We start from the raw sequence: 23,676 nt of genomic DNA on the forward strand, positions 1-23,676 counted from the left end.
CGGACGGGGACGCCTTGGGGGCAGGCCGCAAATGAGTATGGAACAAACGTTCCATTCGTGCTACCCGGAAAGGCGAAACATCCAGCTGGAGGCAGCAAATGGTAGCAAACCCGCCTGTCGCCGCGCCGGATACAATCGACGCCTTCGAAGCGCGGCTGGTCGAGGTCACTCCCAGTCTGCCGAAGCGTCTCCGGCAATGCGCTGACTATATCGCCGCCAACACCGACCGCATTGCTGTTTCCACCGTGGCAGAGTTGGCAGCAGGTGCGGGCGTGCCGCCTTCAGCCCTCATGAGGTTCTGCCAGATCATTGGTTTCTCCGGGTTTTCCGAGATGCAGAGGCTGTTTCGCGACAATTACGCGCAAGGCCGGCCGGATTATGCGACCCGCCTCAGGAACCTGCGCGAGATGGGTGGAGGTTCTGCTTCGGCGCTTCTGGCAGAGTTCGTGGAAGCTGGCCGCCAATCCCTGGAGGCGCTGGCAAGGGAAGTCGACGAGGCGGCGCTAAACATCGCCATAGGGCACCTGGCGAAGGCGGGGCTGATCCATGTCGCGGGATTTCGCCGGGCTTATCCGGTCGCGAGCTATTTGGCCTATGCTTTTGAAAAGATGGATATTCCGGCGCTGCTGCATGATGGCACCGGAAAGTTGGACCATTCGCATGCGCTTCGGGATGGCGACGCTCTGATCGCCATCACCTTCGCCCCGTATTCCAGTGAAACGGTGGCGCTAGTCGAGGGCGCCGCGGCGCGGGGTGTGCCGGTCGTGGCGATCACCGACACCGCGATCAGCCCGATCGCGGGATCTGCTGCGGCGCTTCTCACCGTTCCGGAGGTCGACTTCGGCGCGTTTCGGTCGCTGTCGGCAACACTTGCCCTTGCCATCTCGCTTGCCGTGGCCGTCGGGACGGCGCGCAGCGGGGATACGGCGCGGGGATAAAAAGAGCTTCCAACCTGGGTCGACATGGAATAAATATTCCATAGCGGCGGGGTGGCGAATCCCCGGACGGTCAAGTCTCGGGGGAGGTGCTTTGTGAAAACGCTCGATGTCATAACCATCGGTCGCGCTTCGGTCGATCTCTACGGCGCCCAGGTCGGTGGACGTCTGGAAGACATGGCCAGTTTCCAGAAGTATATCGGCGGCTCTCCTACGAACATGGCAGCCGGGACGGCCCGCCTTGGTTTGAAGTCGGCGCTGATCACCCGGGTCGGCGACGAACACATGGGCCGCTTCATCCGCGAGGAACTGGAGCGCGAGGGCGTGGACGTCCGCGGCGTGAAGACCGATCCCGAACGTCTGACGGCACTCGTTCTGCTCGGCATCCGGGACGAGAGGCAGTTCCCCCTGATCTTTTATCGCGAGAACTGCGCCGACATGGCGCTGTGCGAGGATGACATCGATGAAGGTTTCATCGCTGAATCGCGTTGCCTCACCGCGACGGGCACACATCTCAGCCATCCGCGCACCGAGGCCGCGGTGCTCAAAGCGCTCAAGCTCGCCAGGAAACACGGCGCGCTCTGCGCGCTCGATATCGACTACCGCCCGAACCTCTGGGGCCTCGCCGGGCATGGCGAAGGCGAAAGTCGCTTCATCGAAAGCGCTGCCGTCACCGCGAAGCTTCAGGGGACGCTGCATCTCTTTGACCTCATCGTGGGGACGGAAGAGGAATTCCACATCGCCGGAGGTTCCACGGACACGATCGCTGCGTTGCGCGCCGTTCGGGCGCTGACCAAGGCGACGCTTGTCTGCAAGCGCGGTCCGATGGGGGCGGCGGCGTTCACGGGCGAGATTCCCGACACGCTCGACGAGGGCGAGGCCGGCCCGGGCTTCCCGATCGAGGTCTTCAACGTCCTTGGTGCGGGCGACGGCTTCATGTCCGGACTGCTGAAGGGCTGGCTCACGGATCAGGACTGGCCGACATCGCTGGCCTATGCAAATGCCTGCGGTGCCTTCGCGGTCTCGCGGCATGGCTGCACGCCGGCCTATCCTTCCTGGGAGGAGCTTCGGTTCTTCCTGAAACGTGGCGTCGTGAACTCGGCGTTGCGCAAGGACGCTGAACTGGAGCAGTTGCACTGGTCCACGACGCGCAAGGGCGACTGGTCCGAAATGCGCGTCTTCGCCTTCGATCACCGGATGCAGCTTGAAGACATGGCCCGCGATGCCGGTGTGGAAAGCTCGCGGATCGGCGAATTCAAGAAACTTTGCCTCGACGCCGCGCTGAAGGTCGCGGATGGTCGTCCGGGTCATGGCATTCTCTGTGACGGCCGGCTGGGCCGCGAGGCGCTGTATGCCGCGGCGGGGGCGGGTCTCTGGATCGGGCGCCCGGTCGAATGGCCGGGCTCCCGCCCGCTGACGCTCGAACCCGAAATCGGCCCGGATTTCGGCGGTCTCGGGGAATGGCCGCTCTCCAATGTCGTGAAGGTCCTGTGCTTCTGCCACCCGGAAGACGACGCCGAGATGCGCGAGAAACAGGAAGCGGTGCTCACGCGGCTCTTCCATGCGGCGCGGCGCAACCGGCTGGAATTCCTGTTGGAGGTCATCCCCTCGAAGGTCGGCGCGGTCGATGACGACACGACCGCGCGGCTCATCGACCGGATCTACGAGATCGGCATCTACCCCGACTGGTGGAAGCTCGAACCGTTCAAGACGGACGCGGCCTGGGCGCGGGCCTGCGCGGCGATCGAGGCGCGTGACAAGCACACGCGCGGTATCGTCGTCCTCGGGCTCGACGCGCCGGAGGCGGAATTGGCGGCCTCGTTCAAGCTTGCTGCCCGGCACCCGCTCGTAAAGGGCTTCGCGGTAGGCCGGACGATCTTCGCTGACGCGGCCCGTGCCTGGCTGTCCGGCAAGATCGACAACGCAGAAGCGGTGGCGATGATGGCAAGGCGGTATTCGGCGCTGTGCGAGATTTGGGACGCGGCGCGCGCTGGCAAGGGAGAAGCGGCATGAAAACGATCCGGCTGACTGCGGCACAGGCGATGGTGCGCTGGCTTTCCGCTCAGCAGAACGAAGAGGGCGAGCGCTTCATCGAGGGGATCTGGGCGATCTTCGGGCATGGCAACGTGGCCGGGATCGGCGAGGCTCTCTATGAACACCGGAAGGAGTTTCCGACCTGGCGCGGGCACAACGAACAGACCATGGCGCATACCGCGATCGCCTTCGCGAAGGCGAAGAAGCGCCGGCAGGCGATGGCGGTCACGACCTCCATCGGGCCCGGGGCGACGAACCTCGTCACGGCCGCGGCGACGGCGCACGTGAACCGCCTGCCGCTTCTTCTCATTCCCGGCGACGTCTTCGCCAACCGTGCCCCGGACCCGGTGCTGCAGCAGATCGAGCATTTCGGTGACGGCACGGTCAGCGCGAATGACACCTTCCGCGCCGTCAGCCGGTATTTCGACCGCATCACGCGGCCGGAGCAGATCATGACCGCATTGCCGCGGGCCCTGCGGGTGATGACGGACCCGGCGGACTGCGGCCCGGTGACGCTCGCCTTCTGCCAAGATGTCCAGGCAGAAGCCCACGACTATCCCGAGAGCTTCTTCGAGCCGAAGGTCTGGCGGATCCGCCGGCCCGAGCCGGACGCCGTGGAGCTTGCCGAGGCGGTCGCGCTCCTGAAGGCGGCGAAGTCGCCGGTGATCGTGGCCGGTGGCGGGGTCGTCTATTCCGGGGCCGAAGCGGCGCTGGCGGATTTCGCGGCGATGCATGACATTCCGGTCGTGGAAACCCAGGCGGGGAAGTCCGCCCTCGACCACGATCACGCCCTGAACTTCGGTCCCGTTGGCGTGACCGGCGCGTCGAGCGCGAACATCGTCTGCGAATCCGCCGATCTGGTGATCGGCCTCGGCACCCGGTTCCAGGACTTCACCACGGGCTCCTGGGCGCTCTTCAAGAATCCCCTGCGGCGGATGCTGTCAATCAACGTGCAGGCCTACGATGCGGCCAAGCACGGTGCGGCGAGCCTCGTGTCGGATGCGAAGATCGCGCTGGAAGCGCTTGACAGGGAGTTGGGATCGCACCGCTTCGACGCCCCGGATGCGCGGCTTCGGGCCGACTGGTTCGAGGCGACCGCGGCGGTCAAGGCCGCGCCCGATGCTGCCGGCAACGCGCTTCCGACCGATGCCCAGGTCATCGGAGCCGTCCAGCGTTCCTCCGGGCGGGATACCGTCGTGATGGGCGCTGCGGGCACAATGCCGGGCGAGCTTCACAAGATCTGGGACGCTCCCCAGGGCGGCTATCACATGGAGTATGGCAACAGCTGCATGGGATACGAGATCGCCGGCGCCATAGGCATCAAGATGGCGCGTCCGGATGCGGACGTGGTCTGCATGGTGGGCGACGGATCCTACATGATGGCCAACTCGGAGCTTGCGACCGCCGTCATGATGGGCATCCCGTTCACGGTCGTCCTGACCGACAACCGTGGCTTTGGCTGCATCAACCGACTTCAGCAGGGGACGGGTGGGGCACCGTTCAACAACCTCCTCGACGATGCAATGCACGTGAACCCCTCTGCGATCGACTTCGTCGCTCACGCCGGCAGCATGGGTGCCAAGGCCGTGAAGGCGAGCGACATCAAGTCGCTGGAAGCGGAGCTTGAGGCTGCCAAGGGCTCCGACCGCCCGGTCGTGATCGTGATCGACACCGACCCCGCTCCGTCGACGAAGGCTGGCGGTCATTGGTGGGACGTTGCGGTGCCAGAGGTTTCGACGCGGGCGGAAGTGAAGACGGCGCGGAAGTCCTACGAAACGAACATCGCGAAACAGCGCCTCGCGACCTGAGGCCGCCGTCGGACACGGACAGCGACCGCCCGGTGATCGACAGGCACGGACACCGGGCCCGCAATGCGAATTCACCCTCGGCGGCAATTGTGCAAAGCTGGCCGCCGGGGCGCGCGGTTCTTGAGAGGAGGAGCAGATGACCGATCTGTTGGTCAAGCCGAAGGGTATCACCGGGAAAGTTCATGACGTAACGCCGGAGAGCGCGGGCTGGTCCTATGTCGGCTTCGGCCTTTATCGCCTGAAGGCCGGGGAGACGGTTGCCGAACCGACCGGCGACCGCGAGGTCATCCTGGTCATCATCGAGGGCAAGGCCGAGATCGGCGCCGGAGACAAGACATTCGGCGTCCTCGGAGATCGCATGAGCGTCTGGGAGCGCACGCCTCCGGCCGCAGTCTACGTTCCGAACGGATCGGACTGGTCGGCAACCGCGACGACGGAATGCACGCTCGCCGTCTGCTCGGCCCCTGGCAAGGGCGAGCATCTCGCGCAGGTGATCGGCCCGGAGGGGATCGGGCAGGTGACGCGCGGGAAGGACGCGAACACGCGCCACATCCATCCGATCGCGATGGAAGAGCGCGACGTTGCCGACAGCCTCCTCGTGACCGAGGTCTACACGCCGCAGGGCAACTGGTCGTCCTACCCGCCGCACCGGCACGACGAGGACGACTATCCGAACATGACCTTTCTGGAAGAGACCTATTACCATCGTCTCAACCCGGCTCAGGGCTTCGCGTTTCAGCGCGTCTGGACCGAGGATGGCAGCCTGGACGAGACGATGACCGTCGAGGATCACGACGTCGTTCTAGTGCCAAAGGGCCACCATCCCTGCGGGGCGCCCTATGGCTATGAGCTCTACTACCTCAACGTCATGGCAGGGCCGATCCGCAAATGGCGGTTCAAGAACCATCCCGACCATGACTGGATCTTCCAGCGGGATTCGCAGCCCTGATCGGTGTTCTGCGGGGGAGCGAAAGGACGATGTCGCCAAGCGCCGTAGCGCCGGTTGCCGTGTTGCGCCTCGTGCTGTGCCGGACGTCGTGAACCTTCGGACCGCTGGCCGCTCAGGTTTTTCCCGGGCGTCGAAAACGTGGTGAATGCGTGCTTTGGTTGACGAAGGCGCGCTGCCCGCTGGCTTCGTCGCGCTGGCGGTGGCGCCGGTCAGTCGCCCGGCAGAATGATCAGGTCGAAATCGAGTTCCGGCCAGAAGGCGCGAAGTTCCGAAACGACAATCTTCGGCGCAGGCAGCGGGCGGCTGAACGCGCGAAGCTCTCCATCGTAGCCGAGGCGCACAAGTTCCGCCGCCAGATCGGTTATGTCGAAATCGTTGGAAAACAGGGGTGCGAGCACGATATCCGGCTCCGCTCGATCCAGAAGCCGGGAGTTGACGTCCGAAAACTGGGTCACGGTCAGCGATGCGCCTTCCATCGCCTGCAGGGCCAGTGGCAGGCTCCGCGTCGCTCCGATGATCAGGACGCGTCTGGGCGTACCGGTCTCTTCTGGGCCGGGCTTGGGATTGGTGCTTCCGCCGTTACCGCGTTTCATCAATCGATCCGGCGATCTTTCTGTCATTCTGCCCCCGGGCAAGGCCTTGCGGCCGATGTTGGCACAAGGCCGCCAATTCGCCCTCAGGTTTAGTTCCCGACGTTTACCGCCCGGGTCACCAACATCAACCCGGAATCGTCGGCAACCATTTACAAAACCCAAAACCGGCATAAGTGTGGCGGTCCTCTGGATCCATCGGCGCGAGGGTTATTGGGATGGTCGGCGACGAAAGGCAGGCGGTCCTCGAGGGGATGCCGCTACCAGTAGTGCTGATCGGGTCATTCGGGCGGATCGAAGCGGCGAATACGCGGGCCCGAGCAGCGTTCTCGGCCGGCATCGTCGGGCGGCCCTACCTGACCGTGTTCCGTCAGCCGGGCCTGATCGGTGCGCTCGAGGCCGCTTTGGCCGAGGGGCGCACGGGCGACGTGCGGGTCACGATAAGCGCGAATTCGCACGACCTGGTCTACCGGGTCACCGCGTCTCCGGTTCCTCTGGCCGGCGGGCGTGGTGCCATCCTTGCGTTCGAGGATGTCGGAGAGCGGGAACAGGCCGAGGCGATGCGTCGTGATTTCGTCGCGAATGTCAGCCACGAATTGCGGACACCTCTGACCGCGCTCCTTGGCTTCATAGAGACGCTGAAGGGTGCAGCGCGCGAAGACTCGGCGGCGCGCGACCGTTTTCTCGGAATAATGGAGCGTGAAGCGGAAAGGATGTCACGTCTGATCCGGGACCTCCTATCTCTCAGCCGCGTCGAATCGGAAGAGCGGATGCGTCCGGCTCAGCGAATCGACCTGATGGTTCCGTTGCGAAGCTCGATCGCTGCCTTGAAGCCCTTGGCGGATGCGCAGGACGTGGCCCTGGGCGTCGACGGGGGCGGTGAACCGGTGATGCTTCTGGCCGATCCGGACCAGATGACACAGGTTTTTTCGAATCTCATCGAGAACGCGATCAAGTATGGCGGCTCGGGTAAAGTCGTCACGGTCGAGGTGGAGCGTATAGCGCATGACGCGGCGCTTCGCGGGCCGGCCGTCCGGATTTCAGTCATCGACAAGGGCGAGGGCATCGATCCCATCCACATCCCTCGCCTGACGGAGCGATTCTATCGCGTGGACACGCACAGAAGCCGCAAGCAGGGCGGGACTGGGCTTGGCCTTGCCATCGTGAAGCATATCGTCAGCCGCCATCGCGGCCGCTTCCGTATCGAAAGCGAGAAGGGAAAAGGGAGCCGTTTCTCGGTCGTGCTTCCTTCGGAGTGAGGCTTTTCGCCGCTCGACCTCAAGCTATCCTGCCGGGCAGCCGTGTGTCATATTACTTTTACAAAAGTGTCACAAAAGCATTGCGGCTGGCCGTTACTCCGCCGCTCGAGGCTTCCGCTGAAGGTGGCCGTGATTGCTGACATGAGAGGAGCAATTCCCATGAAACTGATGACCGTTACCGTCTCCGCGCTGGCGCTGAGCGTTGCCGCCGGTGCCGCTGTCGCGCGCGACCAGATCCAGATCGCGGGTTCGTCCACCGTTCTGCCCTACGCGTCGATCGTCGCCGAGGCTTTCGGTGAGAACTTCGACTTCCCGACCCCGGTCGTCGAATCGGGCGGCTCCTCGGCCGGTCTGAAGAAATTCTGCGAAGGCGTGGGCGAGGGCACGATCGACGTCGCCAACGCGTCGCGCAAGATCAAGGAGTCGGAAATCGAGGCCTGCGCGGCAAACGGCGTGACGGACATCATCGAAGTCCGCATCGGCTATGATGGCATTGTCTTCGCCTCCGACATCAACGGGAACGGCTTCGCCTTCACCCCGGCCGACTGGTACAAGGCGCTGGCCGCCGAGGTCGTCGTGGATGGCGCTGTTGTCGCCAACCCCTACACCAAGTGGTCGGAAGTGAATCCGGAGCTGCCGGATCAGGAGATCATGGCCTTCGTTCCGGGCACCAAGCACGGCACCCGCGAAGTTTTCGAGGAGAAGGTGATCCTGCAGGGTTGCGAAGACGCGGGCGCGATGGAAGCGCTTGTCGCCGCGAAGGGTGGCGAAGACGAAGCGGAAAGCGCCTGCATGTCGCTGCGCACCGACGGCCGCTCGGTCGATATCGACGGTGACTACACGGAAACGCTCGCGCGGATCGAGTCGAACAAGGACGGAATCGGCGTGTTCGGCCTTTCGTTCTACGAAAACAACACCGCCAAGCTTCAGGTCGCGACGATGTCCGGCGTGACGCCCTCGACCGAGACGATTGCTTCGGGCGACTACCCGGTTTCGCGTCCGCTCTACTTCTACGTGAAGAAAGCGCACATCGGCGTCATCCCCGGCCTGAAGGAATACGCTGAGTTCTTCGTTTCCGACGACATTGCCGGCCCCGATGGCCCGCTGTCCGAATACGGCCTCGTGTCGGATCCGGAACTCGCCGACACCCAATCGATGGTTGCGGACGAAGCCTCGATGTAAGAGACCCGATCCGGGGGGCGGTTCGCCGCTCCCCGGATCACGGCCCCGGGAAGCTCAAGAATGACACTGCCGCTGTTCGTACTACTGTTGCTCGTCGTCGCGGCCTCCGCCTATGTCGCGGCGCGGGCGCGCGCCACCGCGAGCGTGGGCGGCGACCGGCGGAAGCTGACTTCGCTTCCGAATTCCTACGGGCTAAATGCCGCATTTGCCGCAGCCATTCCCGCGCTTGGCCTGATCGTGGTCTGGCTGCTTCTGGGCCGGGTTTCGACCCAGACCGAGATCTTCGCGTTCTTCAGGCCTCTGGCCGAGCGGCCGCAGCTGTTGATCGCGATCTCGGCGCTGCTGGCCGTCGGAGGTTTTGCCTACGGCATCGCACGCGCGACACCGGGTTTCCGGGCGAGGATCGCGGCGGAACGCTGGATCCTTGTCCTGCTCATATCCGCTGCTTCGGTGGCGATCCTGACCACGCTCGGGATCATCCTGTCGATGCTGTTCGAAACGGCAAACTTCTTCGGCAAATACAGCTGGACGGAATTCTTCTTCGGTCTGACCTGGTCGCCCGACTTCCGGGGCAACAGCCAGCTGGGCTTGCTGCCTCTGCTCTGGGGCACGCTCTACATTTCTCTCGTGGCGCTTCTCGTTTCGGTCCCGGTTGGGCTTCTCGCGGCGATCTACATGTCGGAATACGCGAACCCCAGGTTCCGCTCCTTCGCGAAGCCTGCGATCGAGGTCCTCGCCGGCATACCCACCATCGTCTACGGCCTTTTCGCGCTGATCACCGTGGGGCCGGTGCTGCGCGACTGGTTCGCGATCCCGATGGGTCTTGGCGAGAGCGGGTCGAGCGTGATGACCGCGGGTCTCGTGATGGGGGTCATGCTGATCCCGTTCGTCTCCTCGCTTTCGGACGACATCATCAATTCCGTGCCGCAGTCGCTTCGTGACGGCTCGCTCGGCCTCGGGGCGACGCCCTCCGAGACGATCCGCCGGGTCGTCCTTCCCGCGGCGCTGCCCGGGATCGTCGGCGCAGTGCTTCTCGCGGCCTCGCGGGCGATCGGCGAGACGATGATCGTCGTCCTTGGCGCCGGGGCGGCAGCCGCCCAGTTCAAGGAGGGCATCGGAGAGGTCGTCAACCCGTTCCAAGCCATGACGACGATCACCGTCAAGATCGTCAGCCAGTTGACCGGCGACACGGATTTCGCCGCTCCGGAGACGCTGGTCGCCTTCGCGCTCGGCCTTACGCTCTTCGTGTTCACGCTGGGGCTCAATGTGCTCGCGCTCTACATCGTGCGCAAATACCGGGAGCAATACGAATGACCGACACCGTCACCCCCGGCGCGCGCACGAAGACGTCCCTGCTTGCAACGGACGCCAAGACCAAGAAGCGGAATGCCGCAGAGGCGCGGTTCCGCGTTTACGGGCTGACCGCGACGCTTCTGGCAATCGTGGCGCTCGTGGTCCTGATGGCCTCGATCCTTGGCAATGGTCTTTCGGCCTTCAAGCAGACCTACGTCACTCTTTCCATCGAGTTGCCGGAGGCGAAACTCGACAAGTCCGGCACGCGGGACATCGAGGTCATGAAGAAGGTGACGACGCTCGGCTACACGCCGCTCCTGAAGGATGCGATGGAGCGTACGATGGCCGGGCATGACATCGCCATCGAGGGACTTTCCGCGAAGGAAGCGGCCGAGATGATCTCGAAGGAGGCGGCCGCGACCTTGCGTGACCAGGTTCTCGCGAACCCCGATCTCGTCGGTCAGACCATAGACCTGAGAGTGCTCGTCAACGGCCGCATCGATGGCTACTTCAAGGGCCGCGTCGACCGTGAGATCGCGGCGCTCGACCAGAACGTGAGCCCGGAGCAACTCGACCTCGCCGACGCGCTGCGCGATGCGGGCTTGATGGAAACCGTGTTCAACTGGGCCTTCCTGACCGCGCCGGACGCGTCCGACCAGAGGCCGGAGGCCGCCGGTCTTGGCGTCGCGATCCTGGGGTCGATCTACATGATGATCGTCGTCCTGGTCCTCGCGCTGCCGATCGGCGTCGCCGCGGCGATCTACCTCGAGGAGTTCGCGCCTAAGAACCGCTGGACCGACCTCATCGAGGTGAACATATCGAACCTCGCCGCGGTCCCGTCGATCGTCTTCGGTATCCTCGGCCTGGCGATCTTCATCAATTTCGTCGGATTGCGGGCTTCGGCCCCGATCGTCGGCGGGCTCGTCCTGACGCTGATGACGTTGCCGCGGATCATCATTCCTGCACGGGCGGCACTGAAGGCCGTGCCGCCGTCGATCCGCGACGCGGCGCTCGGAGTAGGGGCTTCCAAGATGCAGTCGGTGTTCCACCACGTCCTGCCACTGGCGGCGCCGGGCATCCTGACGGGTCTCATCATCGGTCTTAGCCAGGCCCTTGGCGAAACCGCGCCGCTCCTTCTGATCGGCATGGTGGCTTTCGTGCGCGAATATCCGGCGGCCTGGTCGCCCGAAAACGGTTTGTTCGGGGAGCCCTCGACGGCGCTTCCGGTGCAGGTCTACAACTGGACGCAGCGGGCTGACCCCGCCTTCGTCGAACGGGCATCGGGCGCGATCATCGTGCTCCTGGTGTTCCTTCTTGTCATGAACGCGGCGGCGGTGATCCTGCGGCGACGGTTCGAGCGTCGCTGGTAGGGGGTGGAGATATGCAGATGAAAGACATGCGACTGACGGAGAGCACCGTGGACGCCAGTGAAATCAAGATCGCGGCCAAGGGCGTCGACGTGTTCTACGGCGATACCCATGCGATCAAGAACGTGGACGTGGACATTCTGGATCGCACTGTCACCGCCTTCATAGGGCCTTCCGGCTGTGGCAAGTCCACCTTCCTGCGGTGTCTGAACCGCATGAACGACACGATCCCGTCGTGCCGCGTGACGGGCGAGATCACGCTCGACGGCGAGGACATATACGACCGCCGCGTTGACCCGGTGCAGCTGCGCGCCAAGGTCGGGATGGTGTTCCAGAAACCCAACCCGTTCCCGAAGTCGATCTACGAGAACGTCGCCTACGGGCCGCGCATCCATGGCATGACCCGCAACAAGGCGGAACTCGACGAGGTCGTCGAGAATTCCCTCCGCCGGGCAGCGCTCTGGAACGAGGTGAAGGACCGGCTGTCGGAACCGGGTACGGGGCTGTCGGGCGGCCAGCAGCAGCGGCTCTGCATCGCCCGTGCGGTTGCCACGGCGCCCGAAGTGCTTTTGATGGACGAGCCCTGTTCGGCGCTTGACCCGATCGCGACGGCGCAGGTCGAGGAACTCATCCTCGAACTGACCGAGAACTTCTCGGTCGTGATCGTCACGCATTCGATGCAGCAGGCCGCCCGGGTCAGCCAGAAGACGGCGTTCTTCCACCTCGGAAACCTGGTCGAATACGGTGAAACGGGGCAGATATTCACTAACCCCAAGGATCCCCGCACCGAAAGCTACATCACCGGCCGGATCGGTTGAGGAAGGAAACGAGCATGACCCCTGAACATCACATCGTCCGCGCCTTCGACCGCGATCTTGAAGAGATGCAGGCCCATGTGCTCAAGATGGGCGGCCTCGTCGAGGCCGCGATCGTCGATGCCGCGCAGGCGCTTGAGACCCGGGACGAAGAACTGGCCGAGAAGGTCAGGAAGGGCGACAAGCTGATCGACGCCCTCGAGGAGCAGGTGAACGAGGAGGCGGCTCGCGTGATAGCCCTGCGCGCGCCGACGGCATCCGACCTGAGGACCGTCCTCACGGTTCTGAAGATCGCCGCGAGCCTCGAACGCGTCGGCGACTACGCGAAGAACATGGCCAAGCGATCCAATGTGCTTGTGCACATGCCAGTCGTGGAAGGATCCGGCGGTGCTATCAGGCGCATGGCGAAGGCCGTCGAGGCAATGCTCAAGGACGCGCTCGACGCCTATGTCCATCGCGATCTCGCGCTCGCCGAGGACGTGCGCCAGCGCGACCAGGACGTGGACCAGATGTACAACGCGCTGTTCCGGGAATTCCTTACCCACATGATGGAGGACCCGAGGAACATCACGGCCTGCATGCACCTGCACTTCATCGCAAAAAACATAGAGCGGATGGGCGACCACGTGACGACGATCGCGGAGCAGGTCATCTACCTCGTTTCCGGCCACTTGCCGGAAGAAAGCCGGCCGAAGGCGAACAGCGTCACGGACTTCGACGACAGACGGGACTGAACTCGTGTCCGCGGTCGAACCCTGCATCCTCGTCGTCGAAGATGAGCCCGCCCAACGCGAGGTTCTTGTCTACAACCTCGAAGCGCAAGGCTTCCGGGTCGCGGCGGCGGAAAACGGTGACGAGGCTCTGCTTCTCGCTGCGGAGGAGAATCCGGACCTGATACTCCTGGACTGGATGCTACCCGAGGTCTCTGGCATCGAAGTCTGCAGGCGGCTGCGATCGCGCAGCGAAACGCGCGGCATCCCTGTCATCATGCTTTCGGCAAGGTCCGAAGAGGTTGATCGCGTGCGCGGACTCGAGACGGGCGCGGACGACTATATCGTGAAGCCGTTTTCGCTTGCCGAACTCATCGCCCGGATCAAGGGGCTGCTGCGGCGGACCCGCCCCGCGTCGATGGGCGCCGTGCTGGAATTCGAGGACATCAGGCTTGACGGTGAAACCCACCGGGTCACGCGCGGGGGGCGGCAGGTGCAACTCGGCCCGACGGAGTTCCGCCTGCTTTCCGCCCTCATGGAACGACCCGGCCGCGTCTGGAGCCGCGAGAAGATTCTCGACCGCGTCTGGGGGCGTGACATCTACGTCGACACCCGGACCGTGGACGTTCATGTCGGCCGTCTGCGCAAGGCCCTGAAGGCCGAGGGCGAAGAGGATCCGATCCGCACCGTCCGTGGGGCAGGTTACTCCCTGGGGTGACCATTCTTAGGGCAAATGCACCACGATGGCAGCCCAATCAGTGATCCGAAGCGTTTTGGAATTGCGGCAAGGGCGTTTTCTGCATATGCAAAACGAAAGACGGCCGGTTGCAGCCCGAAGCGTCCTGACCGGATGTGGACAGTCTCGCGGGGCGCGCCAACACGGGGCAGAGAGGCATTTCCGCAGTCGGTCATGGCCGGCTGTGACGCGGAGTTCCGATCTTCCCTGATGTGCAGGCACGGGTTTTCGCGCTTCAGCCTCTGGGCTGCCGACGCGGGATGAGGCGCCTCTTCGATGCGTTGCCGCGCGAAGATCCCGCGTCTTGAAACCTCGCATCAGTCGTCGTCTTCTATTTCAGGGGAGGATCCCCCTCAAGATCCGAGGACCTATGACGAAACACGATCCAGTAGCCGACCTGGCGCTTTCTTCCGAAACGCTCGAAGCCGAGATCCTTCGGCACCTGAAATTCACGTTGGGCAAGGACCCGTCGCATGCCGCTCTCTACGACTGGCGCATGGCGGTTTCCTATACGCTTCGCGATCGCGTGGTCGCGCCGTGGTTCGCCGCCACGCGCCGGACCTGGGCTGAGGACCGCAAGCGTGTCTACTACCTGTCCATGGAATTCCTGATCGGCCGCATCCTTCAGGACGCTGCAGTGAACCTCGGCCTCAATGACCTGATCGACGATGTTCTCGGGCGGCTTGGGGTGTCCTTCTCGGAGCTTGTCGAGGATGAGCCGGATGCCGCGCTTGGCAACGGCGGTCTCGGCCGCCTCGCGGCCTGCTACATGGAAAGCATGGCGACGGTCGGGTGCCCGGGCTATGGCTACGGCATCCGCTACGAGCACGGTCTGTTCCGCCAGCGCTTCGAAGGTGGGCGGCAGGTAGAGGCGCCGGAAGACTGGCTGAACACCCGCAATCCTTGGGAATTCGATCGCCCCGAGGTGGCCTACGAGATCGGCTTCAAGGGCCATGTCGAGGACAGGGAAGGCCGCGTGCGCTGGATCCCCGGGGAAACCGTTGTTGCGACGGCGCACGACACGCCGGTCATCGGCTGGCGCGGCCGCTGGGCCAACACTCTCCGGCTTTGGGGCGCGAAGCCGACGACGCTTTTCGATCTTGGCCGCTTCAATCGCGGCGACTACGCGGCCGCGGCGGAGCCCGAGGCGCTGGCGCGCACGCTGTCGCGTGTCCTTTATCCGGATGACACGACATACCAGGGCAAGGAGTTGCGCCTGAAGCAGGAGTTCTTCCTGACCTCCGCGGCGCTTCAGGACATCATCCGCCGCTTCCTCGATACTCACAAGGACCTGACGAAGCTCGCGGACCTCGTCGCAGTCCAGATGAACGACACCCATCCCGCGATCGCCGGGCCGGAGCTGATCCGCCTTCTCTGCGATGAGCACGCGATGGATTTCGATACCGCGCTGTCGATCACGCAGCGGGTGCTCGCCTACACGAACCACACGCTGATGCCCGAGGCGCTGGAACGCTGGGCGACATATCTGATGGGCAGCGTGCTGCCGCGGCATATGCAGATCATCGAGCACATCGACAGCTGGCATCGCAGGACCTTTCCGAACCGTCCGCACTGGGTCGGCATCGTGAAGCACCACGAGGTCCGAATGGGCGACCTTGCTTTCGTCACGTCGCACAAGGTCAATGGCGTCTCGGCTCTTCATACGGATCTGGTCAAGGAAACGCTGTTTCCGGAACTCAACGCCCTTCATCCGGGTCGGATCATCAACCAGACGAACGGCGTCACGCCGAGGCGCTGGTTGCGGATGGCCAACCCGGCGCTGTCGTCGCTCATCACCGAAACGATCGGCGAAGGCTGGGAGGATGATGCCGACAGGCTGACCGAGCTGGAAGCGCATGTGGCGGACGCGGGTTTTCTGGACGCATTCGGGGCCGCAAAACGGGCGAACAAGGAGCGTCTCGTGGCCTGGCTGAAGGACGAGACCGGGGTCTCGGCCGATCCCGCAGCGATGTTCGACGTGCAGGTGAAGCGCATACACGAATACAAGCGCCAGCTGATGAACCTGCTGCAGACCGTGGCCGACTGGCATGTGATGCGGGAGGCGCCGAACGGAAACTACGTGCCCCGCGTAAAGATATTCGGCGGGAAGGCGGCGCCGGGCTACTACGCAGCGAAGCAGATCATTCGACTGATCAACGACGTTGCGCGGGTCGTGAACGAGGACCCGGTCACGCGTGACTGGCTGAAGATCGCCTATCCGCCGAACTACAACGTCTCCAAGGCGGAAAAACTGATCCCGGCGGCCGATCTGTCCGAACAGATATCGACGGCGGGCAAGGAGGCGTCCGGCACTGGCAACATGAAATTCGCGCTGAATGGCGCGCTGACGATCGGAACGCTGGACGGCGCCAATGTCGAAATCAGGGAGCGTGTCGGTGCGGAGAATTTCTTCCTGTTCGGGCTGACCGCCGAGGAGGCCGCGAGGAGGCGCGAGTTTCAGGACCATGCGCGGAGCGCGATCCTTGCGAGCCAGCCGCTTCAGGACGTTCTCCAGATGATCGCCGAAGGGCGCTTCAGCCCGGAGGAGCCGAACCGGTACCATGACCTCGTCCACAACATCTGGAATTCGGACTATTTCCTCGTCGCGTCCGACTTCGATGCCTATTCGGCTGCCCAACGCGAAGTCGACGCGCTCTACGCCCGGCCGGCAGACTGGGCGCGTCGCGCGGCGCTCAACACGGCGCGGATGGGATTCTTTTCCTCCGACAGGGCAATCCGTGGTTACATGAAGGACATCTGGTCGGTGAAACCCGCCCTTGACCCGGAGGCGTGATGATATGGCCCGAGCCCCAGCGGAGGATCTGACCCGCAGGATCGACAACGCCACTGCCGTTGCGCTTGTCGAAGGGCGGCATGGAGATCCTTTCTCGGTGCTGGGGCCGCATGTCAGGGCGCGAACGGGGACGTTGACGGCGCTTGTTCCGGGCGCGGCGCATGTCTGGGTCCTGCCGGAAGGTGGCAAGGCTACGCCGCTCGCGTCTCATCCCGTCGCGCCGGAGCTTTTCACGGGGCCGTTGGCCGCAGGGAGCAAATACCGGCTGAGGGCCGAGACGGTGAACGGCGATGTTTGGGAGTGGGACGATCCCTACCACTACGGGCCAGTCTTGGGCGAAATGGACGAGTACCTGCTTGGCGAAGGCACTCATCTGAACCTCTGGAAGGCCCTTGGCGCGCATCCCGTCACGCATGAAGGCAATGAGGGCGTTCATTTCGCCGTCTGGGCGCCGAACGCCCGCCGCGTCTCGGTCGTGGGCGATTTCAACCATTGGAACGGGATCGCGAACCCCATGCGGCTCCGGGGCGCCACCGGCGTGTGGGAGATCTTCCTGCCGGGCGTCAGGGAAGGCGCGGCATACAAGTACGAGATCCTCGGGGCGGACGGCCATGTCGGCCCGCTGCGTGCCGATCCGGTGGGCTTTGGCGCGGAGCACCCGCCCGCCACCGCGTCGGTCGTGCGCCGCCTTGGCTTGCACGAATGGCGCGACGAAGGCTGGATTGCCGAACGTGCGCCCCATCAGAACGTCGATGCCCCGATCTCGATCTACGAGGTGCACCTCGGCAGCTGGCGGCGCGTGCCGGCGGAGGGCGACCGCCCGCTGTCCTATGTCGAGCTCGCCCGCGACCTGGTCGGCTATGTCAAGGACATGGGCTTCACCCATATCGAGTTGCTGCCGATCAGCGAGCATCCCTTCGACGGTTCCTGGGGCTACCAGCCGGTCGGTCTGTTCGCCCCGACAATTCGCCACGGCAGACCGGAGGAATTCGCGGCCTTCGTGGACGCGGCGCACGGGGCCGGGCTCGGGGTGATCTTCGATTGGGTGCCGGGGCACTTCCCGACCGACGCCCACGGCCTCGGTCATTTCGACGGCACGGCGCTTTACGAGCATTCCGATCCGAAGGAGGGCTTTCACCGCGACTGGAACACGCTCATCTACAACTACGGGCGCACGGAGGTCGCGAATTTCCTGACATCGAACGCGCTCTACTGGTTGAAGGAATATCACCTCGACGGACTACGCGTGGACGCGGTCGCATCGATGCTCTACCGCGACTATTCGCGCCCGGAGGGGGAGTGGGTCCCGAACGTCTCCGGCGGGCGGGAGAACTACGAGGCCATAGCGCTTCTTCAGAAGGTCAACACGTTCGCCTACCGCGACTGCCCCGGCGTGATGACGGTTGCCGAGGAAAGCACCGCGTTCCCCGGCGTCTCGCATCCGGTCGATCACGGCGGCCTCGGCTTCGGCTTCAAGTGGAACATGGGCTGGATGAACGACACGCTCGACTACATCCGGCGTGAACCCGTCCATCGAAAGCACCATCATCACCAGATGACCTTCGGCATCCACTACGCCTTTTCCGAGAATTTCATCCTCCCAATCAGCCATGACGAGGTCGTGCACGGCAAGGGCTCGATGCTCGGGAAGATGCCCGGCGCGGGTTGGGAAAAGTTCGCGAACCTGCGCGCCTACTACGGCTTCATGTGGACCCACCCCGGGAAGAAGCTTCTCTTCATGGGGCAGGACTTCGCGCAGGGCGCCGAGTGGAACCATGGCAAGAGCCTCGACTGGCACGAGGCGGAACGGCCTCAACACGCCGGTATCCGGGCGCTCGTGCGCGATCTGAACCGTCTTTACCGCGAAACGCCGGCTCTCCACGTCAACGACAGCCGCCCCGAGGGCTTCGAGTGGCTCGAGGCCAACGATGCGGACCATTCGGTCTATGTCTACGCCCGCAAGGGCAAGCCCAGTGACCCGATGGTGGTCGTCGCGGCGAACTTCACGCCCGTCGAAAGGCGCGACTACCGCATCGGGTTTCCGGCACCAGGACGCTGGAGCGAGATAATGAACACCGACGCCGAAACCTATGGGGGCGGAAACCGGGGGAACCTCGGGGGGATCGAAACGGAGGCCAAGGGGTGGCACGGGCAGGCGCAGTCGGCGCCCGTAACGCTGCCGCCCTTGTCGGTCGTGGTTTTCCGGCAGGGTTGACCTGCCAATTGGGGAGGACGGAATGCAGCCAAAACCGACAACCCGGCTTTCGGCCCAGTCGATGGCCTTCGTGCTGGCCGGCGGCCGGGGCTCGCGCCTGAAGGAACTGACCGACAAGCGGGCGAAGCCGGCTGTATATTTCGGCGGGAAGACGCGGATCATCGACTTCGCGCTGTCCAACGCGCTGAATTCCGGCATCCGCAAGATGGCGATCGCGACCCAGTACAAGGCTCATAGCCTGATCCGCCACTGCCAAAGGGGCTGGAACTTCTTCCGGGCGGAAAGGAACGAATACCTGGACATCCTTCCTGCAAGTCAGCGCGTGGACGAGAGCAAGTGGTATCTCGGCACCGCCGATGCCGTCGCCCAGAACATCGACATCATCGACAGCTACCGGGTGAAGTACGTCATCATCCTTGCGGGCGACCACGTCTACAAGATGGACTACGAGGTGATGCTGCGTCAGCACGTGGACACCGGCGCCGACGTCACCATCGGCTGCCTGACGGTTCCGCGGGCGGAGGCATCCGCCTTCGGCGTCATGGATGTCGACCGGCACGGCAGGATCACGGCGTTCCTCGAAAAGCCCAAGGACCCACCACCCATGCCGGGCGACCCGGAAAGTTCGCTCGCCTCGATGGGCATCTATGTCTTCGACTGGGCGTTCCTGAGGGACCTGCTGATCCAGGACATGGACGACAAGAACTCCAGCCACGACTTCGGCAACGACCTGATCCCTGCGATCGTCAAGAACGGCAAGGCGATGGCGCACCAGTTCTCGGAAAGCTGCGTGACGAGTGGGCAGGAGGCCGAACCCTACTGGCGCGATGTCGGCACGATCGACTCCTTCTGGCAGGCGAATATCGACCTGACGGACTTCGTGCCGAAGCTCGATCTCTATGACACTGAGTGGCCGATCTGGACCTATGGTGAAATCGTTCCCCCGGCGAAATTCATCCATGACGAGGACGGCCGGCGCGGCATGGCGGTATCGTCGCTGGTGGCAGGCGGCTGCATCGTTTCGGGCTCGAAGGTGAAGAACTCGCTTCTGTTCACCGGCTGCCTGACCCATTCGTTCTCGACCCTCGACCATGTCGTGGCCTTGCCGCACGTGACGGTCAATCGCAAGTCCAGGTTGAAGCGATGCGTGATAGACCGGGGTGTGGTCGTTCCGCCTGGTCTTGTCGTCGGGGAGGATCCGGTGGAAGACGCCAAGTGGTTCCGCCGGACGGATCAGGGGATCGTTCTAATCACTCAGGATATGCTTGATAAGCGAGCGGCGAAGATCGGCTGAATCGGGCGCAGGGCAATGTCCGCATTGCCGGATGCGGCTGCGGCCGCGTGCCGACGACGTGGAAACGGAAGAAGGGATCAACACGTGACGGGAGCGAATGACCGGGCAGCGGTGCGGGGACGGGTCCTGTCGGTCGCGTCGGAATGCGTTGGGTTGATCAAGACCGGTGGCCTTGCCGATGTCGTGGGAGCCTTGCCAGCAGCTCTCGCGGCGCAGGGCTGGGACATGCGCGTGCTCCTGCCCGCCTATCGCGGACTTGCGGCGCATCTCAAGGACACGCGGGAAGTCTGGGCGGAAACCGACCTTTACGGCGGTCCGGCAAGGGTCCTCGCCGGACGCGCCGCCGGACTGCGTGTCCTGCTTCTCGACGCTCCGCATCTGTTCGACCGGGAGGGCGGGCCCTACAGCGCGCATGGCGCGGATTTCCCGGACAATCCCGAGCGGTTCGCCGCGCTCTCCTGGGTGGCCGCCGCGATCGCCCGCGAGGGAACGGACGACGACTGGCGCCCCGATATTCTGCATGCGCATGACTGGCAGGCCGGGTTGGCGCCGGCCTATCTGCGGTATCAGGGCGTGTCGGACGTGCGGTCCGTTCTCACGATCCACAATATCGCCTTCCAGGGCATCGCGGCGTCTTACAAGCTGTCCGCCCTGCGCTTGCCGCATTCGGAGTTCCATTCGGGCGGGTTCGAGTATTGGGGAAACATCTCGTCCCTCAAGGCCGGGTTGGTCACCGCGGACCGGATCACCACGGTCAGCCCGACCTATGCCGACGAGTTGATGCGCCCGGAATTCGGCATGGGCCTCGAGGGCGTGATCGCGAGCCGGGCGAGCGACCTCGAAGGGCTGCTGAACGGCGTGGACGAGGCCGTGTGGGATCCGGCGAACGATCCGGAAATCGCGACCTATTCCGCGCGCAGACCGAAGGGGAAGGCGCAGAACCGGGCGGCGCTTCTGGAGGAATTCGGACTTGGGGAAGTGCCTGGGCCGCTCGCCATCCTCGTTTCCCGTCTGACCGGGCAGAAGGGTATCGACCTCGTCCTCGCTGCGCTTCCGGATTTCGTCGCGGCCGGCGGCGCCCTCGCGGTGCTTGGCTCGGGCGAGCCGGCGCTGGAAGCCGCGCTCCGCGACGCCGAGGTCCGTTTTCCCGGAAGGGTGGCGGTCCGGATCGGCTATGACGAGGGGCTCAGTCACCGGATGTTCGGCGGCGGCGACGCGGTCCTGGTGCCGTCGCGTTTCGAACCCTGCGGCCTGACGCAGATGTACGGGCTTCGCTACGGCACGATCCCGGTCGTGGCGGCGACGGGCGGGCTGAACGATACGGTCATCGGCGCGACCCCGGCGAGCCTGGCGGCCGGTGCGGCGACGGGGATCGTCTTTCACCCGATCGACAACCTCGGGCTCTCGCAGGCGTTGCGCCATCTCGTCCAGCTTCATGCGGACGAGAAGGAATGGGCGCGGATGCGCACGCGCGCCATGAAGACCGACGTTGGCTGGAGTTCCCGGTCGGCCGCTTACGCCGCGCTCTACGAGAGCCTCCTGTCATGACCGTGTCGGGCAGAGCCCCGGCGGTTTTGGCCACGCCGCACCCCCCGCATCGACCGGCCGAAATCCGAGGTGGCAAACCCTGGCCCATGGGGGCGCATTTCGACGGGGAGGGGGTGAATTTCGCTGTCTTCTCGGCCCATGCGGAGAAGATCGAAGTCTGCCTATTCTCGGAAGATGGCCGGCGTGAATTGGCACGGCTCGCCCTGCCAGAGCGGTACGGAGATACCTGGTTCGGCTACATCCCGGGCCTCGCGCCAGGAGCGCTCTACGGGCTCAGGGCGCACGGACCTTACGCCCCTGAGGAAGGGCAAAGGTTCAATCCTCACAAGCTCCTGATCGATCCCTATGCGCGCGGGCTCTCCGGCGCGCTCAAATGGTCGGATCACCTGATGGGGTATCAGGTCGGTTCGCAGCGCGCAGACCTGTCCTATGACACGCGTGACAGCGCCTTTGCGGTCCCGAAGTCGGTCGTCATCGATCCTCACTTCGACTGGGGCGACGACCGGCCGCCGGAACGCCCTCTGGATGAAACGATCATCTACGAGGCGCATGTGAAGGGGCTCACGCAGCTCTTTCCGGATATCGACAAGGGCCGGCGCGGAACCTTCCTGGGCCTCGCCTCGGATCCGGTCATCGACCACCTGCTCGACCTGGGGATCACCACGGTCGAGCTTCTGCCCGTGCAGGCCTTCGTCGACGAGCGTTTCCTCGTCGCACGGGGGCTCCGGAACTACTGGGGCTACCAGACAGTCGGCTTTTTCGCGCCCGAGCCGCGCTACCTGTCGAGAGGCGCCCTGTGGGAATTCCAGACCATGGTGCAGAACCTGCACCGGGCCGGGATCGAGGTGATCCTCGACGTCGTGCTGAATCACACGGCGGAGGGGGACCATCTTGGTCCCACGCTCTCTTTCCGCGGGCTCGACAACCGAAGTTACTATCGGCTCGCCGGCAACGGACGCGCCTACATAAATGATACCGGTACGGGAAACACGCTCGACCTCACGCATCCGATGGTGCTCAGGATGGCGATGGACAGCCTGCGCTACTGGGTCGAGGTCTGCCATGTGGACGGATTCCGGTTCGACCTGGCGACGGTCCTCGCGCGCGAGTATTCGGGTTTCGACGCGAATGGCGGCTTTCTCCGCGCGGTCCAGCAGGACCCGGTCCTGTCTCGCGTGAAGCTCATCGCGGAACCGTGGGACATCGGGCCAAGCGGCTATCAGCTTGGCCGCTGGCCACACCCGTTCCTGGAGTGGAACGACCGATTCCGCGACGGGGTGCGGAGGTTCTGGCGCGGCGACAGCCTGATGACGGCGGATCTCGCCAAGCGCATTCTGGGCTCGGCGGAGCTTTTCGACCACTCGCGCCGCTCCCCTTGCGCCTCGGTCAACTTCCTGACCGCACACGACGGTTTCACGCTGCAGGACGTCGTGAGCTACACCATGAAGCACAACCATGCGAACGGCGAGGGCAACCGGGACGGGCACTCGGAGAACTTCTCCGACAACATGGGCGTGGAGGGGCCGACGGACGATCCCGAGATCCGTACGGCACGTGCGGCGCGGAAGCGCGCGATGATCGCGACGCTGATGCTCTCGCAAGGCACTCCGATGCTTCTGGCGGGCGACGAGATCGGCAACAGCCAAGGCGGAAACAACAACGCCTACGCGCAGGACAACGAGACCGGCTGGGTGAACTGGGATGCGGATGATCGGAAATTCCTGGAATTCGTGAAGCGCCTAACCGCGATACGACGCGACATGCCTCTCCTGCGGCAACGCCGCTTCCTGCACGCGCGCATTCGCCAACAGGACGGAAAGCCCGATCTGTGCTGGCGCCGGGCCGACGGGGGCGAGCCGAGCGACCGCGACTGGCATGATCCAGATTGGCGCACCTTGTGCGTGGTGATCCGGGGTGCGGCAGAAGGCCCGTCCAAGGAGTGCGGCGCCGGTGCGGTCTTTGCCGTCTTCAATGCCGGGGAGGCGACGGAGGTTGTGCTGCCGGAGGCTGAGGAGGACTGGCAGCTTCTTCTCGACAGTTCTCGACCCGACCTCGAGCCGATGGACCACGATGCCCCGACGATCGAGGTTGCCTCGGGGTCCGTAGTATTGCTTTTTAGTTCAGCCGGGTGACGAGAAGGGGGAGGA

Annotated in this window: 17 protein-coding genes; 16 read left to right on the forward strand and 1 reads right to left on the reverse strand. The window is 64.3% G+C overall.

The window, feature by feature from the left end:
- The first annotated feature begins 98 nt into the window (after nucleotides 1-98).
- The 4 genes from ABCN56_RS01250 (at nucleotide 99) to iolB (ending at nucleotide 5,726) form a co-directional block, all read left to right on the forward strand.
- A complete protein-coding gene (locus ABCN56_RS01250) occupies nucleotides 99-938 on the forward strand; it encodes a MurR/RpiR family transcriptional regulator (RefSeq protein ID WP_343078956.1) in 840 nt (279 codons plus the stop codon).
- Between the two features lie 93 nt (nucleotides 939-1,031).
- Nucleotides 1,032-2,948 carry a bifunctional 5-dehydro-2-deoxygluconokinase/5-dehydro-2-deoxyphosphogluconate aldolase gene (locus ABCN56_RS01255; protein ID WP_343078957.1) on the forward strand — a complete coding sequence of 639 codons (1,917 nt, stop codon included), beginning with the start codon at nucleotides 1,032-1,034 and terminating at the stop codon, nucleotides 2,946-2,948.
- A complete protein-coding gene (iolD, locus tag ABCN56_RS01260; RefSeq protein WP_343078958.1) occupies nucleotides 2,945-4,777 on the forward strand; it encodes a 3D-(3,5/4)-trihydroxycyclohexane-1,2-dione acylhydrolase (decyclizing) in 1,833 nt (610 codons plus the stop codon). The genes ABCN56_RS01255 and iolD overlap by 4 nt, the downstream gene beginning before the upstream one ends.
- Before the next feature lie 136 nt (nucleotides 4,778-4,913).
- Nucleotides 4,914-5,726, forward strand: a complete 813-nt coding sequence (iolB, locus tag ABCN56_RS01265; protein WP_343078959.1) for a 5-deoxy-glucuronate isomerase — start codon at nucleotides 4,914-4,916, stop codon at nucleotides 5,724-5,726.
- A 209-nt stretch (nucleotides 5,727-5,935) separates the two neighbouring features.
- Here the strand turns inward: iolB and ABCN56_RS01270 are convergent, their stop codons facing one another.
- Nucleotides 5,936-6,319 carry a hypothetical protein gene (locus ABCN56_RS01270; protein ID WP_343078960.1) on the reverse strand — a complete coding sequence of 128 codons (384 nt, stop codon included), beginning with the start codon at nucleotides 6,317-6,319 and terminating at the stop codon, nucleotides 5,936-5,938.
- A gap of 215 nt (nucleotides 6,320-6,534) precedes the next feature.
- Here ABCN56_RS01270 and ABCN56_RS01275 point away from each other — a divergent pair, with 215 nt between their 5' ends.
- From ABCN56_RS01275 to glgX, 12 genes are all read left to right on the forward strand, one after another.
- Nucleotides 6,535-7,575, forward strand: a complete 1,041-nt coding sequence (locus tag ABCN56_RS01275; RefSeq protein WP_343078961.1) for an ATP-binding protein — start codon at nucleotides 6,535-6,537, stop codon at nucleotides 7,573-7,575.
- Nucleotides 7,576-7,734: 159 nt separating this feature from the next.
- Entirely contained in the window at nucleotides 7,735-8,757 is a 1,023-nt protein-coding gene (locus tag ABCN56_RS01280; protein ID WP_343078962.1) for a substrate-binding domain-containing protein, read from the forward strand.
- Between the two features lie 60 nt (nucleotides 8,758-8,817).
- On the forward strand, nucleotides 8,818-10,071 hold the full coding sequence (gene pstC / locus ABCN56_RS01285) for a phosphate ABC transporter permease subunit PstC (RefSeq protein ID WP_343078963.1): 1,254 nt from the start codon (nucleotides 8,818-8,820) through the stop codon (nucleotides 10,069-10,071).
- Entirely contained in the window at nucleotides 10,068-11,420 is a 1,353-nt protein-coding gene (gene pstA, locus ABCN56_RS01290) for a phosphate ABC transporter permease PstA (protein WP_343078964.1), read from the forward strand. The genes pstC and pstA overlap by 4 nt, the downstream gene beginning before the upstream one ends.
- A 17-nt stretch (nucleotides 11,421-11,437) precedes the next feature.
- On the forward strand, nucleotides 11,438-12,235 hold the full coding sequence (pstB, locus tag ABCN56_RS01295) for a phosphate ABC transporter ATP-binding protein PstB (protein ID WP_343078965.1): 798 nt from the start codon (nucleotides 11,438-11,440) through the stop codon (nucleotides 12,233-12,235).
- A 14-nt stretch (nucleotides 12,236-12,249) separates the two neighbouring features.
- Entirely contained in the window at nucleotides 12,250-12,966 is a 717-nt protein-coding gene (phoU, locus tag ABCN56_RS01300) for a phosphate signaling complex protein PhoU (protein ID WP_343078966.1), read from the forward strand.
- Nucleotides 12,967-12,970: 4 nt separating this feature from the next.
- A complete protein-coding gene (phoB, locus tag ABCN56_RS01305) occupies nucleotides 12,971-13,660 on the forward strand; it encodes a phosphate regulon transcriptional regulator PhoB (protein ID WP_343078967.1) in 690 nt (229 codons plus the stop codon).
- Nucleotides 13,661-14,048: 388 nt separating this feature from the next.
- Nucleotides 14,049-16,472, forward strand: coding sequence for a glycogen/starch/alpha-glucan phosphorylase (locus ABCN56_RS01310; RefSeq protein ID WP_343078968.1), 2,424 nt, complete (start codon nucleotides 14,049-14,051; stop codon nucleotides 16,470-16,472).
- A 4-nt stretch (nucleotides 16,473-16,476) separates the two neighbouring features.
- Complete coding sequence (gene glgB, locus ABCN56_RS01315; RefSeq protein ID WP_343078969.1) at nucleotides 16,477-18,687, forward strand: 1,4-alpha-glucan branching protein GlgB; 2,211 nt, start codon at nucleotides 16,477-16,479, stop codon at nucleotides 18,685-18,687.
- Between the two features lie 22 nt (nucleotides 18,688-18,709).
- Nucleotides 18,710-19,981: a glucose-1-phosphate adenylyltransferase gene (gene glgC / locus ABCN56_RS01320; protein ID WP_343078970.1), complete on the forward strand. Its 1,272-nt coding sequence runs from the start codon at nucleotides 18,710-18,712 to the stop codon at nucleotides 19,979-19,981.
- Nucleotides 19,982-20,065: 84 nt separating this feature from the next.
- On the forward strand, nucleotides 20,066-21,529 hold the full coding sequence (gene glgA, locus ABCN56_RS01325; RefSeq protein ID WP_343078971.1) for a glycogen synthase GlgA: 1,464 nt from the start codon (nucleotides 20,066-20,068) through the stop codon (nucleotides 21,527-21,529).
- Nucleotides 21,526-23,661 (forward strand): glycogen debranching protein GlgX, encoded by a 2,136-nt coding sequence (gene glgX, locus ABCN56_RS01330; RefSeq protein ID WP_425466058.1) that lies wholly within the window; start codon nucleotides 21,526-21,528, stop codon nucleotides 23,659-23,661. The genes glgA and glgX overlap by 4 nt, the downstream gene beginning before the upstream one ends.
- Nucleotides 23,662-23,676 lie beyond the last annotated feature (15 nt).

The sequence above is a fragment of the Ostreiculturibacter nitratireducens genome (assembly GCF_032670585.1).
GTDB lineage: Bacteria > Pseudomonadota > Alphaproteobacteria > Rhodobacterales > Rhodobacteraceae > Ostreiculturibacter > Ostreiculturibacter nitratireducens.

What these genes read in the sequence shown, in the direction of transcription:
- ABCN56_RS01250 (WP_343078956.1), top strand. Translation starts at nt 99, where the DNA reads ATGGTAGCAAACCCGCCTGTCGCCGCGCCGGATACAATCGACGCCTTC.
- iolD (WP_343078958.1), top strand. Translation starts at nt 2,945, where the DNA reads ATGAAAACGATCCGGCTGACTGCGGCACAGGCGATGGTGCGCTGGCTT.
- iolB (WP_343078959.1), top strand. Translation starts at nt 4,914, where the DNA reads ATGACCGATCTGTTGGTCAAGCCGAAGGGTATCACCGGGAAAGTTCAT.
- ABCN56_RS01270 (WP_343078960.1), bottom strand. Translation starts at nt 6,319, where the DNA reads ATGAAACGCGGTAACGGCGGAAGCACCAATCCCAAGCCCGGCCCAGAA.
- ABCN56_RS01275 (WP_343078961.1), top strand. Translation starts at nt 6,535, where the DNA reads ATGGTCGGCGACGAAAGGCAGGCGGTCCTCGAGGGGATGCCGCTACCA.
- ABCN56_RS01280 (WP_343078962.1), top strand. Translation starts at nt 7,735, where the DNA reads ATGAAACTGATGACCGTTACCGTCTCCGCGCTGGCGCTGAGCGTTGCC.
- pstC (WP_343078963.1), top strand. Translation starts at nt 8,818, where the DNA reads ATGACACTGCCGCTGTTCGTACTACTGTTGCTCGTCGTCGCGGCCTCC.
- pstA (WP_343078964.1), top strand. Translation starts at nt 10,068, where the DNA reads ATGACCGACACCGTCACCCCCGGCGCGCGCACGAAGACGTCCCTGCTT.
- pstB (WP_343078965.1), top strand. Translation starts at nt 11,438, where the DNA reads ATGAAAGACATGCGACTGACGGAGAGCACCGTGGACGCCAGTGAAATC.
- phoU (WP_343078966.1), top strand. Translation starts at nt 12,250, where the DNA reads ATGACCCCTGAACATCACATCGTCCGCGCCTTCGACCGCGATCTTGAA.
- ABCN56_RS01310 (WP_343078968.1), top strand. Translation starts at nt 14,049, where the DNA reads ATGACGAAACACGATCCAGTAGCCGACCTGGCGCTTTCTTCCGAAACG.
- glgB (WP_343078969.1), top strand. Translation starts at nt 16,477, where the DNA reads ATGGCCCGAGCCCCAGCGGAGGATCTGACCCGCAGGATCGACAACGCC.
- glgC (WP_343078970.1), top strand. Translation starts at nt 18,710, where the DNA reads ATGCAGCCAAAACCGACAACCCGGCTTTCGGCCCAGTCGATGGCCTTC.
- glgX (WP_425466058.1), top strand. Translation starts at nt 21,526, where the DNA reads ATGACCGTGTCGGGCAGAGCCCCGGCGGTTTTGGCCACGCCGCACCCC.